Source organism: bacterium, from assembly GCA_009926305.1.
Classification (GTDB): domain Bacteria; phylum Bdellovibrionota_C; class UBA2361; order UBA2361; family RFPC01; genus RFPC01.
This window is the reverse complement of record RFPC01000197.1, coordinates 1-1,740: the sequence shown is the minus strand read 5'-3', so window position 1 is coordinate 1,740 and position 1,740 is coordinate 1. Positions and strand designations below refer to the sequence as shown.

Here is a 1,740-nt window from a genome sequence, read left to right as displayed (position 1 = left end):
AATAACATCGTTGTTGATCGACCAGGATTCACCTCCTCCGGATACGGTAAGATCTCCCCGATCTCCATCTGCTAGGGTGACCTGAATATCGCTCAGGTTATCCAACCTGTTCCGGAAAAGCTCGACATCGCTCTCGAGGCTTTCAAACGCCCCCTCCAGGTTGGTGAATGACTCTGCGACCGATTCGCTTAAGGCTCCTTGCGCCGATGCAACTGCAGTGGCGAAGATCTTGAGATCACGAATCTTCGCGTAGGTTCGATCCGCACTTCGGACATTAAGGATTCCAGTCTCCGTTGTCGGGTCAATGCATTCGGCTAGACTCGATCCCAGCCTCAGGCCGCTCTTGACCCCTCTGCCGTCTTCGACGAATAGCGATGTGCCTTCAACAAACCCGTCCTGAGCTAACACTTCTCCCGTGCTAGACAACTCCTGACGGGCAATGTTCAATAACCCGCCTGCATAATCTTCTATAAACCTGGTCCTTAAATCCGCCACGTCAGACTAAAATCCTATTCTACCTTGCTTTCAACGAAAAATGCATAGAGCTGTGGGGGGGTAATCTCTGGTGGCGGATTATTATCCCATCTCACGATCCAATTATTAACCAGAAGCATCCGGATTTTACTAGCAACCCGGGGGTTTCCCCAGTCTATAACATTACCCCTCAGGTCGATTTCCGTATCGTATTGCTTCCTAAACGCCCCGATACCGGAGTTATTAGCGCTGGCACAGTGCACGGGGGTAAAATCGCGCAAGAGTTGTTCCATGACGCCTGATTCCATAGCACAGTTATTGGCACTGAGATATTTTATATCCCTATTAATTCCCAACGCTATGTGCCTGAGGCCACGGCAGTTAGAGATGTCAAGACGCTCTAGAGCCGGAGCTTCATGGATATATAAATGTTCGAGAGATACGTTACCCTCGAGATTCAAATTTTTTAACTCTAATCTCGGCGTGTTTATATTCACATAGACAAGACTATTGCGCTGAAGATTCATCGTAACGATCTTAGGATCGACGATAAGACTACTTTTCTTACTAATCCAATGGTCGTCCCAGGTAACCAGCCCCTGATTTGTCAACTTAAATTCTCTAATAGGCTGCACTGTGTCGCTGTCATACTGTTCCAGTGAAATCTCCACCGAATCAGTTAACTGTTTCTTAATCGCAGCGCGATACACTGTGCTACAACGCGTACCGTTGAAGTACTCAGGACCCTGGCCAAACTCCAGCAGCCTAGTATTGTTCTCAGTCTTACAGTAAGACAGAAGCGTTCTCGTCATTTTCTTAACCTACCACCGTGTAAAGTGCTGGGACAGAACTCGAACCAGTATCTCCCTTCATACGGAGGATCGAATCTCTTGCATTTTAACATAGAGATGCAAGCTCCATATTCCATGGGATCTTCTAGGCTGGCACAAAGCATCTCATTTTCTTTCAACAAAGGCGACCTGCTCGCTTCGCTTAAACCGCTGGAACTAAAATACCGCTGGGGGTCGGAAGCTTCGATGGTATTGTATACCAGATCGCGGGACAAACTCGACCCAAGGGGCCTGTCCACAGGCACGCTGCCAGGGGAGAAGGCAGGTGTTTCATTTCCGTATCCGGTCTCGGGAAACAACGCCTTGTTAAAGTCTTTACCACACATCGAATCTTTGTCGTATCCCAACTCATCGCACCGGGTCCCTCCAAAGCGTCTGCAGGATTCTACTGGATCAAAGCCCGAGGGAGTGTTTT

The 1,740-nt window shown here is 48.5% G+C and carries 3 protein-coding genes; all 3 read right to left on the bottom strand.

The window, feature by feature from the left end; all coding sequences use genetic code 11:
• A partial coding sequence (locus EBR25_13685; protein ID NBW42034.1) for a hypothetical protein occupies nt 1–495 on the bottom strand: 495 nt, incomplete at its 3' end.
• 14 nt (nt 496–509) lie between these two features.
• Nucleotides 510–1,286, bottom strand: a complete 777-nt coding sequence (locus EBR25_13680) for a hypothetical protein (protein NBW42033.1) — start codon at nt 1,284–1,286, stop codon at nt 510–512.
• Nucleotides 1,283–1,740: hypothetical protein (locus EBR25_13675; protein ID NBW42032.1), on the bottom strand; the 458-nt coding region annotated here is incomplete at its 5' end. The genes EBR25_13675 and EBR25_13680, both read right to left, overlap by 4 nt.